This is a genomic window from Amycolatopsis sp. NPDC043889, assembly GCF_056435645.1.
This window is the reverse complement of sequence record NZ_JBWKEC010000034.1, coordinates 85,335-96,705: the sequence shown is the minus strand read 5'-3', so window position 1 is coordinate 96,705 and position 11,371 is coordinate 85,335. Positions and strand designations below refer to the sequence as shown.

8 protein-coding genes and 1 pseudogene are annotated in these 11,371 nt (G+C 66.9%); 4 read left to right on the top strand and 5 right to left on the bottom strand.

Features of this window, described 5'->3' with window-relative positions:
• Positions 1–423: 423 nt before the first annotated feature.
• Positions 424–1,533, bottom strand: coding sequence for a phosphate ABC transporter substrate-binding protein PstS (pstS, locus tag AC0685_RS37365; protein WP_478229794.1), 1,110 nt, complete (start codon positions 1,531–1,533; stop codon positions 424–426).
• Positions 1,534–1,988: 455 nt separating this feature from the next.
• Between pstS and AC0685_RS37360 the strand changes: the two genes are divergently transcribed.
• A complete protein-coding gene (locus AC0685_RS37360) occupies positions 1,989–2,501 on the top strand; it encodes a hypothetical protein (RefSeq protein ID WP_478229793.1) in 513 nt (170 codons plus the stop codon).
• Positions 2,502–2,562: 61 nt separating this feature from the next.
• On the opposite strand, the gene AC0685_RS37355 is transcribed toward AC0685_RS37360, so the two are convergent.
• The 3 genes from AC0685_RS37355 to AC0685_RS37345 all read right to left on the bottom strand — a co-directional run bounded on the left by AC0685_RS37355 (position 2,563) and on the right by AC0685_RS37345 (position 5,948).
• Positions 2,563–3,912 (bottom strand): serine hydrolase domain-containing protein, encoded by a 1,350-nt coding sequence (locus tag AC0685_RS37355; protein ID WP_478229792.1) that lies wholly within the window; start codon positions 3,910–3,912, stop codon positions 2,563–2,565.
• Positions 3,913–4,039: 127 nt separating this feature from the next.
• Complete coding sequence (locus AC0685_RS37350; protein ID WP_478229791.1) at positions 4,040–5,677, bottom strand: alpha/beta hydrolase; 1,638 nt, start codon at positions 5,675–5,677, stop codon at positions 4,040–4,042.
• 55 nt (positions 5,678–5,732) lie between these two features.
• Positions 5,733–5,948, bottom strand: coding sequence for a hypothetical protein (locus AC0685_RS37345; RefSeq protein ID WP_478229790.1), 216 nt, complete (start codon positions 5,946–5,948; stop codon positions 5,733–5,735).
• Between the two features lie 198 nt (positions 5,949–6,146).
• Here AC0685_RS37345 and cuyB point away from each other — a divergent pair, with 198 nt between their 5' ends.
• Both cuyB and AC0685_RS37335 read left to right on the top strand, forming a co-directional pair.
• A complete protein-coding gene (gene cuyB / locus AC0685_RS37340) occupies positions 6,147–6,968 on the top strand; it encodes a cysteate racemase (RefSeq protein ID WP_478229789.1) in 822 nt (273 codons plus the stop codon).
• Entirely contained in the window at positions 6,926–7,627 is a 702-nt protein-coding gene (locus AC0685_RS37335; RefSeq protein WP_478229788.1) for a GntR family transcriptional regulator, read from the top strand. Before cuyB ends, AC0685_RS37335 begins: the two co-directional genes overlap by 43 nt.
• Positions 7,628–7,671: 44 nt before the next feature.
• Here the strand turns inward: AC0685_RS37335 and AC0685_RS37330 are convergent, their stop codons facing one another.
• Positions 7,672–9,252 carry an amidase gene (locus AC0685_RS37330; protein ID WP_478229787.1) on the bottom strand — a complete coding sequence of 527 codons (1,581 nt, stop codon included), beginning with the start codon at positions 9,250–9,252 and terminating at the stop codon, positions 7,672–7,674.
• A 628-nt stretch (positions 9,253–9,880) separates the two neighbouring features.
• On the opposite strand from AC0685_RS37330, the pseudogene AC0685_RS37325 reads away from it, so the two are divergent.
• Positions 9,881–11,254, top strand: a pseudogene (locus tag AC0685_RS37325) (serine hydrolase domain-containing protein); the annotation flags it as partial.
• Positions 11,255–11,371: the final 117 nt, after the last annotated feature.

Below are 11,371 nucleotides of genomic sequence, written 5' to 3'. Positions count from 1 at the left end.
GGACTGATATCCCCGATCGACTACGAAAACACCGCCACCAACCCCGAACAGCAAGCAGCATAGTGGAGTCCTCCACGCTACGGGGGGAAGCTCACCCGCTACGACAAACTCGCCGTCCGCTACGAAGCCACCGTCCACATCGCCGCGATCAACGAATGGCTCTGACCAACTTCGATACACGCCCTAGGCGGCAGCACTGTTGCCCCAGCCACCTACCGGCAGAATTACGTTCGTAGCCCGACACACGCGAGAATTGTCGCTGATCAACACATATCGGGGCGCGGCGAAGGCTCTCCCTGCCTCTGAATACGTGGCCCGAGGCCGCTAGGTGGAGTTCACCCGGGTCCAACAAGACGACCGCTGAACACCGGGCGAAGACGTCCCGCTCCCCACCTTGGCCGACCGGGGTGGTTGGCAACAGGGTCAGGCGATGGCCTTGACGGCGGTCAGGACCTTGTCCTGCAGGCTCTGCGGGATCGGCACGTAGCCCTTGTCCGAAAGCGGCTTCTGGCCGTCGGTGGCGGCGACGGTCAGGAACGCCTTGACGGCCTTGGCGACCTCGGCGTCCGCGTACTTCGAGCAGACGATCTCGTAGGTGGCGAGGATGACCGGGTAGGCACCCGCGACATTGCTGCCGTAGATCGCGTCGAGGTCCAGCGCGAGGTCGTTGGTGCCCTCCTTCTTGAACTTCGCCGCGTCGAGGGACTTGGCGACATTCTCCGCGGACAGCTCGACACCACCGGAGCCGCTGTCGATCAGGGCAGCGTTCAGGCCGTCCTTGGCAAACGCGGACTCGACGTAGGTGATGGCACCGTCCGTGGACTTCACCGCGTTGGCGACACCGTTGGACTTCTCCGCGCCGTTACCGACGCCACCGTTGAACTTCTTGCCGTCGCCCTGGGTCCAGGCGCCCTTCGACGCGACCTTCAGGTACTTCTGGAAGTTCTCCGTGGTGCCCGACTCCTCAGGGCGGGAGATGACCTGGATAGGCTTGTCCGGCAGGTTGACGCTCTCGTTGCCCTTGACCGCCTTGATGGCCGCGTCGTTCCACTTGGTGATGCCGCCGTTGAAAATCCTCGCGACCACCTCGGGGGTCAGGGTCAGCTTGTCCACCCCGGAAAGCTTGTACGCGACGGCGACCGGGCCGACGACCAGCGGCAGGTTCCACGCGTCGGCGGCGCAGCGGGCCTTGGCCTTCTCGGCCTCCTCGCCGTCCTTGAGGGGCGAGTCCGAACCGGCGAAGTCGACCTGGTTCGCGTTGAACTGCTTGATACCGGTCCCCGAACCAGAGGGACTGTAATTCACCTTCTGCCCCGTGCACTTGGCGGCGTAAGCCCGCACGAAGACGTCGATCGCGGGCTTCTGCGCGGACGACCCTTCGGCCGACAACGGGCTCTTCCCACCACACTCGGCGCCGGACGCCGCAGCCGTGCCCTCGGTCTTCTTCGCCGCCGGGTCGGATCCACAAGCGCCGAGCATGAGACTGACGCTGACCACGATGCCTACCAAGCTTACGGACCGCACAATTTTCATCGCATTTCCTCCACTGGGAAAGTTTCACCGAATCGGCGAAACAAGAATGTTTCAGCCGGACCCGAAGTCTATGCACCCACAGTGGACAGACGACTGTCGCAAACTGAACAAGAGGTGAACAAGGTGACATTACGACCATGGCACACTACCGCACCGCCGAATTGCGGGCACGGCGACCGATGACACGGATCCGGTTTCATTCCTGCTCGATAGCCGACCGGAACCAATCGCGTCACACCGATATGAACCACTGGGCCAGCAGCCCTATTCCTGTTACACCACAAGGGTTTCTCCAACTTCCGACAACTCCGACCCCCCGCCGTCCACATCCAGCACACTGCGCGGAAAGTTGCAATGGTCAGAAAAACTTGGAGGAAAACCCCACTGCGACCAGTCTCCGGACACGTCATCTTTGACGTGAGGATCACACGAAAGAGCGGAAGGAGCGCGGTTCGGTGTTCGGATTGCCGAGCAACAGCCAACGCAAGGTCACCCGATATTTGCGAGAGCTGGAAATCTTCGCCGATCGATACCGGAAAGCGGAGGCCGCGGGGTCGGCGGAAGAGGTGACACACGCCGGTTGGCGCGCCGGTGCACGGCTCTGGGCAGGTTCACCCGCTGGACGGCTGCTCGCCTTCAACGACGAGGGCGCCGAGGCGGTGTGCAGGTTCCGACCGGGCGACCGCGCACTCTTCGGCATCAAGACCCGTGGACACCAGATGGATACCGCGGAACGAGGTTTCGCCATCTGGGGGTATCGGCCGGGCGTGTTCGGAGCGGTCGACGCCGGTGTGACCCGACTTGAGATCACCGACGTGAACGGCATCGTTTACCCAGCTGGCATCGTCGCCCACACCTTCGTCGTGGACGTCGACCTCGGGCAATGGGAGCCACCGGAACTAACGGTCCGGGTATACGACAAGGACCGCATGCCGCGCTACGAGGGACCGCTGCTGACGGGCGGGTAGGCCTGCTGCCGTCGGGGGCGGTCGCCGTTGCCCGCACCCGACGCGCCTTCCCTGACTGCGATCACGCGACCGGCCGGATATCGCGCACCGCGGTGCGTCCGCCGATCTCCACGAGCGTGACCTGACCGTGCTCGTTCCGGAGGAACCGTCCGCTGCGGTGGCGGGTGTCCGCCGCCCGGGCGAAGACGTCGTCGTCGACGAACGCGATCTCGAAGGGCGTGGGTGCGGCCACTCCCGCGTCCTCGGGGAGCACCATCTGCGCTTGCAGCACGTCACCGGACAGGGTGACGTCGATGGCGAGATCGCCGGTTTCGAACCGCCCGGTGTAGTCGGCCAGGCGACTCACCGGAACAGCGATGGCTTGCCGCGGCGCAGGAGGAGCCAAGTTCGCGATGTGCTCGGTCGCCCAGTGCAGGACCGCGGTGCCCAAGGCCCCGCCGCCTCCGCTGTTCGTCAGTACCGTGACGGCGAATTCCCGTTCCGGGATCATCACGAATTCCGACACCTGCAGGAAGCTGACGTTGCCGCCGTGGCGGACCAGGTCGGTGTCGCCGTGCCGGGTGCGCAGCCACGACAGCCCGACTTCTTCGAACCCCAGGGCGGCCGGTCGCTGTGGCTGGATCAGCGCGGTCCGTCCCGCGTCGCTGACGGGCCGCGATCCACTCGTGTCACCCGAGAGGAAGAACCGCGCCCAGCGGAGCTGATCGCGGGCCGAAGACCACAGTCCACCCGCCGGGTTCCCGGCCCGGCTGATACCCAGCGACCGGGACACCTCGGGACTCCCGTCCGTGACCGCGTGCCCGACAGCGTGCGGGCGGACGAGCACCTCCCACGGAAGGAAGAACGACTCGGTCATGTCGAGCGGCTCGAGGATCCGTGTTCGCACCAGGTCCTCGTAGGGGGTTCGCGTGAGGACCTCGGCAAGGTGCCCCGCGAGCAGGAATCCGGTGTTGCTGTAAGAGAACGTGCTCCCGGGCCGGAAGGTCTGCGGGAGCTCGCCGAACTGCCGGACCGCGGTGACGAGGGCGTCGTCTCCCCAGCCGGTCTCGATGTCCCGGTCGCCGAGGAATCCACCGGTGTGGGTCAGCAGGTGACGGGCGGTGATCAGCTCCCGCGCGGCCGGGTCGGCGAATTCGAGCTCGGGCAGGTAGGCCACGACCGGCGTGTCCAGGTCCAGCGTTCCCTCCTCCACCAACGTCATCAGCAGAGCGGCGGTGAAGGTCTTCGTCGTCGACCCGATCATGAAGAGGGTGTTCTCGTCGACCGCTTGCCCGCCCTCCACCGAGGTCGACCCCGTGGTCAGGACGGTGTCCTGGCCGCTGTGATGGATGCCGACCGCGGCGCCGGGCACGCCGGCTTTGCCCACCGTCTCGTCGAGCAGGGCCTGCAGTTCGGGGAACGAGTCCGCCATCGGTCGCCTTCCTGTGGTGGGTGGTGAGATCGACGGTATGCGGCCGATGTCAGTGCTTGTCCGTTGTGGACGACCAAAAAAGCCGGCCGGTTTCGTGTCTCCGGACAGTGGCCGGACCCCCGTGGCGTCAGCGCATGACGCGGTCAAGGCCCGGTGCGTCGTCGCCCGTCCGAATCGCGCCAGATGCGTCAACCGGTTCGGTGGGGTCCGGGAGCGGCGTTCCGGCGCAGGCGACGTCCCGTGGAGGGACTTTCCCGTCGAGCAGGAAGTTCTCGACCGTGTCGTTGACGCAGCTGTTGTCGCGCCCGTACACGGTGTGGTCGCCGTCGCCGTAGACGGTGATCATCCGCGAGTGGGCGAAGGTCCGGTGCGCGTGCTGTGCGCCTTCGAGTGGGGTGGCCGGGTCGTGTTCGGACTGGACCATCAGTACCGGCGGTACACCGTGCCCGGTGGGGGTCTTGAGCCGTATGGCCGGGCGGTTCCAGAAGGTGCAGGGCGCGCCGAGTTGGTAGTGGCCTGCGAAGGGATAGGCCCTGCCGAGACGTTCGCCCTCTCTGGCCAGCCGAGCGCGGCTGCGGTTCCAGGGAGTGTCGTTGCACAGGATGGCGAACTGGGTACCGGCGACCGCGTCGTCGGTGGCGAGTCCCGCTTTGCCCGGTGCGAGAGTCCGGGACTGCTCCTCGGTGGCGCGACGGCCGGGTGTGTCCACCACCGCGCGCAGGGTCGCGATGTCCGCCGCGGCCGACGGGAACGCGGTCTTGAGGTACATGCCGTTGATCAAGCGCAGGTCGAACTGAGTGGCGGTGTACGTGGTGCCGTCCGCCAGGCGAGCCGGGTGTGCGGCCAGCTCCGCGCGGGTGCGCTCGTAGTTCCGCCGGACCTGCTCGCCGGTCGATCCGAGGTGGTAGAGCTTGTCGTACTTGGCCACCCAGGGCAGGAAGTCGGCGCTGAAGCGCCGCTCCATCGCAGCGGCGATACCTGTGATCGAGGTCTGCCAGCCGGCAGTGAAGTCGGCGTTGGAGTCGAGGACGAAACGGTCGACCCGGTGGGGAAAGTAGGTCGCGTAGTGCGCGCCCAGCCAGGTGCCGCCGGAGTACCCGATCCAGCTGATCTTCTCGCGGCCGAGAAGATGGCGCAGCAGATCCAGGTCTTTGACCGTCTGCTCGGTGGTGATGTACCGGCCGAGTTCTCCCGAGTGCCGCCGGCAGAGTTCGGCTTGGTGGGCCGCGGTGTCGTAGAGCCGGGTCACGTTGTCCCGGCGCCGGTCTTTCGGATCCACCTGGCCGAGCCAGTCGTAGCCGCCACAGGAGACGCGGGTGCTGTCGCCCGTCCCCCGCACGTCGATACCGACGACTTCGAGGTTGTCCACGACCTTCGTGCGTCCCAAGCGCAGGAAGGACAACGACATCATGCGCCCGGCCACTCCCGGGCCACCCGGGTTGGTCAACACGGTGCCCTTGGGGGTGCCGTGTGCCGGACGCAGCCTGCTGACCGCGACGGTGATGCTGTTGCCGTCGCCGGGATGGTTCCAGTCTCGCGGCGCGGCATAGGTTCCGCATTCCGCTCGTTCGGCACCTGCGGGCACGCCGGGCGGCAGTGCACCCGGAAAGCACGGCTTCCAGTCGATGCGCTGGTTCGCGAAGTGATCAGGTGTCCGGGGCGCCAGCCCGGTGGCCCCGGCCGATTCGGCCTGGGCATTGACGGTGCCCGCGAGCAACGTCCCGAGCACGGTGGCTACGGCCACGGCGGTTTGCACTGTTCGCATGTTCCCTCATCGTTCGGTGGTCACGATCCGGCGGCACGCCGGATCGCAGAGACGCTCAACCCGCCCTTCGGCGGCGGATGTGATAGACGGCCAGCAGCACTACGCACGCGACGGCGACGCCGCCCACGGCCATCCGCTGGCCGAAGGTCAACCCGACGAACTCTCCGAGAGCGTTCACCACGGCGCTACAGGTCAACGCCACCCACAGCAGCACGCCCACTCCAGCGCTCGTCCCCGGGCGCGCCTTCCCGCGATCTTTCTCATTGCTCACGGGATCGAACCTAAAAGGCGACCTCCACGCGCGTAATCCCGTTCTCTGCCCGAACCGGGGTATAGCCAGCGCTACCTCCGTCCCTCGGGCGCCCATGGCTGTGATGCCTCTTTCGAGCGGAAACGACGACGTCTGGCTCCGTCATGCAACATGCAATATATTGCAACTGTCAATCACGAGCGGAGGTGATCCCGCAAGATGCCGGGCGACGATCCGGGGCGGCCCGAGGACGATCCCGATCACCCGAGGTCCGCTGGCCCCCTCGTAGGTGTGCTCGGCGGCATGGGCCCGGCGGCCACGGCCGACTTCTACGCAAGGCTGGTCCGGAGTACTCCAGCGACGACGGATCAAGACCATCTGCGCGTGATGCTGTGGTGCGATCCCACGGTGCCCGACCGCAGCCAGGCCTTGCTCGAAGGTGGCACCGATCCGACGCCGTGGTTGCTCCGCGGCGCCCGCGTGCTCGCCGCGGCCGGGTCGGACGTCATCGCCGTGCCCTGCAACACCGCGCACGCCTTCCTGCCCGCCGTGGCCGAGGAGGCGGGTGTTCCGCTCGTGCACATGATCGAGCACACCGGCCGATACCTCGGGCAACGCTATCCGTCGGTGCGGCGGGTCGGCCTCCTGGCCACGACGGGCACGCTTCACACGAAGCTCTACGACGGCTGGCTGGCCGGCGCCGGGATCTCGGTGCTGGAACCGGACCCGGTATCGCAAGCCGATGAGGTGATGGCCGCGATCCGGTCGATCAAAGCCGGCGAGACCAGCTCGCGGCTGCTGCGCACGGCGGCGCGACGCCTCGTCGGTCGCGGCGCGCAGGCGGTCATCGCAGGCTGCAGCGAAGTGCCGCTCGGCCTGGACGCGCGGGACCTTCTGGTTCCGTTGATCGACCCGGTCCAGGTTCTCGTGCGAACGCTCGTCGCCTTGCACCTGTCAGCGAGGGCGAGTGAGCCGGGGCGCGATATACTGGACGCAGAATGTCACGATGGGATGAAGTACCGCTGGAGCGACAGCGGCTGAGCGACGCGGCCTACGACCGTCTCAAGGACGCGATCATCAGCGGTGAGCTCGCGCCCGGCGAGCGGATCAAGGACGGCGACCTCGCCCAGCGCCTTGGGCTCAGCCGCACGCCGGTCCGCGAAGCCTTGACCCGACTGGCAGACACCGGCCTCGTCGAGGCCAAACCCGGTGTCTACACCCGGATCACCACACTGGATCGCCAGGATGTCGCGGCTACCCTGGCCGTGCTCCGTTCCCTGGACGAACTCGCTGTCCGGACCGGGGTCCCGCGCTTGGCCGCGAACGACATCGGACGCATGCGGCGAGCCAACGACCGGTTCGCCCGCGCTGTCGGCCGGCAGGACGTCGCCTCCGCTTTCACGGCGGACGACGCCTTCCACGGTGTGCTGGTCGACGCGGCCGGAAACGCCGTCCTGCGCCGGGTCATCGATCAGCTGCACCCACAGATCCACCGAATCCTCCACCGGAAGTTCTCCACGCTGCTCGGCGGTCACGACACCCTCACCCACCACGAGGAGCTGCTTCGCCTGTGCGCCGCCGGAGACGCCGACGGCGCCGCGGCCCTCTCCAGTGAGCATTGGAGGCACCTGGGTGGGCTCATCGACCAGCTCTTCGATACCGACGACCTCGCCGTGCCGGAGTCCCGCGCGAAGGCCTGACCGCGTCCGGCACCGCCGTGCCGGACGCGGTCAGGCCTGTGAGGTCAGCGTGCGGTGGGCAGGTAGTGCGGTGCCTTCCGGGCGTGGGTGGCCTGTTCGTAGGCGTAGGCGTACCCGAGCAGGGACGCGTCGGTCGCGCGGGTGCCGAGGAACGAGATGCCGATCGGCAGCCCCGTCCGGGCGAAGCCTCCCGGAACGGTGATGTGGGGGTACCCGGCTGCCGAGGTGCTGCGAGTGCTGCTGACGAAGGGGCTACCGCCGCCGCTGAAGATCGGCCCAGCGGGCAGGTCGGTGGCCGTCACGATCGCGTCGAGGCGGTACTTCTTCACCACGGCGTCGATGGAGTCGCGGGCCTGTCCTGTCGCCGCGGCCCGGTGGGCGCGGTACGCCGGGTCGTTCAGATTTCCGTCGGTCTTGTCGGCCATCTCGAGCATGTCCTGCTCGAAGCCCGGCAATTCGATCGCGGCGTGCTTCTTGTTGTAGGCGATGAGATCGGTCAGGTTCTTGGGGTGCCCGCCCGGGGTCGTCGCGAGATAGCCGTTGAGGTCGTGCTTGAACTCGGTCAGCACGGCGGGCAGCAAGTGCGGCTGGACCATTCCGACGACGTCGGGGACATCCGCTCCTTCGACGACTGTCGCTCCCAAGGCGCGGAGCCGCTGAACAGTGGACTCGAAGACCCGGTCGACGTCAGCGTCGATGCCTTCGTGTCCCTTGCGCCACACACCGATCCGTTTACCGCGTAACGAATCGCGGTCGAGCATGGTGCGGTAATCGGCCGGCAGGGCGCCCGCGACCGGTGCCGTGGCGGGATCCGCCGCATCGGCTCCCGCCATCACCGCGAGGGTCAGCGCAGCGTCGGTCACCGTGCGGGCGATGGGGCCGGGGGTGTCGTGCTGGTTCGTGATCGGAACGACACCACCGCGGCTGACCACCCCCAGCGTGGTCTTCACACCGACCGTCGACGTCGCGGCGGACGGGCACACGATCGACGAGTCGGTCTCCGTACCGATCGTCACGGTCGCCAGCCCTGCCGCCGCCGCGACCGCGGAGCCGCTGGACGAACCGCACGGGGTCCGGTCGAGGACGTAGGGGTTGCGAGTCTGCCCGCCGACCGCGCTCCAGCCCGGGATCTGCCTGGAGCCGTAGAAGTTGGCCCACTCGGACATGTTCGCCTTGCCGAGGATCACCGCGCCCGCCTCACGAAGACGCGTGACCAGGAACGCGTCCTTGGCGGGCTTCGCCGTAAGCAGCGCCGTCGAACCCGCGGTGGTGGTCTGCCTGTCCGCGGTGTCGACGTTCTCCTTCAGCAGAATCGGGATACCTTCCAGCGGCCCCCGCGCCTGGTGCGCTCGGCGACGGCTGTCGCTCTCGCGTGCGAGAGCGAGCGCGTCCGGGTTCGTCTGCACCACCGCGTTCAACCGCGGGTTCAAGGCCTGGATGCGATCGAGGTAGCCACGGGTGAGCCGCTCGGAACTCACCAACCTCCCGTCCATGGCCCGCTGGAGATCCGGGATGGTCAGCCGGTCCAGCACGGTGCTCATCTCCGAGGCCTGGAGCGAGGTCGCGCGGTCGTCGGCGTGTGCCGCCGCGGGCAGCAGCAGACAGGCGCCTGTCAATGCGGCCACGATCCCACGCCGTCGTGTTCGAGCTGACGAACGCATTGTTTCCTCCTTGTTCGAGCACCGTTCACGGCGCCCCGAAATGGTGAACTTTCTGACGCGGGGATCGATTTCCTGCCGCGTGTACCGGCTCCAGGTCCGGATAGCTGAACTTTAAGTCACCCATCGACGTGAGGCGATGGCACCTGCTGCCCACTCGGGGTGGGGTTAACCCCACCCTGTCCACAATGGAACCCGTTGACCAGGCGCCACGCGCGCCGGGTCATCCGGCCGGGTGATCACACCCTCGTGGAACAGGAACCACTGCTCTTCGGCTTCACAGAGGGAGTCTTGCTTCCTGCTGCCTCGACGATCCCCAGCTCGCAACCGCAAGCAGAAGCAGTACGTAGCGCGAACATGTCGGAGTCGTGACGGCGCCAGTATCGACCATCGCTCGCATGGGAGCGATGTTTCGTATCCGGACACAAGATCAACCGATCCACTTCGTCGAATTCGACGAACCGAGCACGATGCCTCGACGACTAATCTGCGAGTGAAAACCGGCCAACCCATCCTCGCTGGAACGGTCAGCACCCCGAATACACGATTCCATCACCCGGGTACGGAAACGGAGTTCGCCACCTTGAATACCGTCATCGACAAGTCGCACTGGCAGCGACGGCTCACCGACCTGGCCATCCGGCATCGGGTGCCGGGTGCCACGCTGGGCATCCTGCGGCTGAGCGAAGGCGCCGACGAAGTCGTGCTGGCCCGGCACGGGGTGCTCAATTCCGCCACGGGGGTCGAGGTCACCGACGACTCGGTCTTCCAGATCGGGTCGATCACCAAGGTCTGGACCGCGACCGTGGTGATGCGGCTGGTCGACGAAGGCCTGCTGGACTTGGACTCCCCTGTCGCCGAGGTGCTGCCGGAACTGAAGCTGACCGACCCCGTCGTCACCAAAAAGGTGACGACGCGGCACCTTCTCACCCACACCAGTGGCATCGACGGCGATATCTTCACCGATACCGGCCGGGGCGACGACTGCCTGGAACGCTACGTTGCCGGCCTCGCCACCGCCGCCCAGAATCACCCCCTCGGCGCGACGTTCTCCTACTGCAACTCAGGATTCGGACTGGCCGGCCGGGTGATCGAGAAGGTGACCGGCACGACCTGGGACACCGCCCTGCGCGACAAGCTCTTCACCCCGCTCGGACTCACCCACACCGGAACCCTTCCAGAGGAAGCCGTGCGATTCCGTGCCGCTATGGGGCACCTGCCCGACGAGACAGGAAGCCCGCGGCCCGCACCGGTCTGGGGGCCACCCCGCTCGGCTGGACCTGCCGGACTGATCAACTCGACCGCCGCGGACGTGCTGGCCTTCGCCCGGCTTCACCTCACCGGCGGCCTCGCCGCCGACGGCACCCGGCTCCTGTCCGAGGGAGCGACAGCCGAGATGGCCCGCGAACAAACCACCCTCCCCGACGTCCACGTACTCGGTGATTCCTGGGGACTGGGCTGGATCCGGTTCGCCTGGGACGGGCAACGGCTACTCGGGCACGACGGCGGCACCATCGGACAGAACTCCTACCTCCGCATCCTGCCCGACCAAGGCCTCGCGGTCGTATTGCTCACCAACGGCGGCAACGTGGGCGACCTCTACGCGGACCTCTACCAGGAAATCTTCGCTGAACTCGCCAATGTCGCCCTTCCCTCGCCGCTGGCACCCGCCGACGTCCCACCGAACGTCGATACCCGGCATCACCTCGGAACCTACGAACGCTCCGCCACGCGGATCGAGATCTTCGAAGACGCCGAGAACCTGCGCATGCGTCACATCATCACCGGACCGATGGCGGACCTGACACCACAACCGGTTCACGAATACGCCCTGGTCCCCATCACCGACTCACTCTTCGTGTACCGAGCATCCCCAGCCCACCGATGGACACCCATCACGTTCTACGCACTTCCCAGCGGAGAGCGATACGTGCACCACGGAGCACGCGCGACACCGAAAACCTCCTGACACCAAGGTTTAGCGGACGGAAGCCGATCCCGCCTCAGCCTAGGTCGAAATGGAGCAGCCCGCGCTCACGGTCAACGCCGAGGCCCCGCCGGGCGAATCTCGGCAACTACGAAAGTC